Annotated in this window: 1 pseudogene; it reads left to right on the forward strand. The window is 59.9% G+C overall.

The annotated features are described in order from the left end of the window. Nucleotides 1-17 precede the first annotated feature (17 nt). A pseudogene (locus L3X40_RS22190) lies at nt 18-451 on the forward strand (Tn3 family transposase); the annotation flags it as partial.

Genomic DNA, 451 nt, shown 5'->3' on the forward strand with positions numbered 1-451 from the left:
CCGACATTTTCCGGCGGCTGAATTCCTACTCCAAGCAGAACACCCTCTACACCGCGCTCAAAGCCTTCGGCCGGATCATCAAGACCCTCTTCATCCTGCGGTATATCGACGATGTCGCCCTGCGCATTCGAAGCGCAACTGAACCAGGTCGAGCTGGCCAATCGGTTCACGCGTGCCGTCGCCGTCGGCAACCCGCGGGAGGTTGCCTACGCACACCAGGACGACCAGCAGGTCGCGGAGGCATGCAACCGGCTCATCAAGAACGCCATCATCTGCTGGAACTATCTCTATCTCGAGATGCGCCTCAGATCGGCGGACCCTGCACAGCGAAAGGTTCTGCTCCTCGCCGTCAAGACTCACTCGCCCATGTCCTGGGCCCACATCAACCTGCTCGGCGAATACGATTTCTCCGACGCGAAGCTGACCGACAGCCACGGAATCCTTCCCCTAA

The sequence above is a fragment of the Rhizorhapis sp. SPR117 genome, from assembly GCF_021742065.1.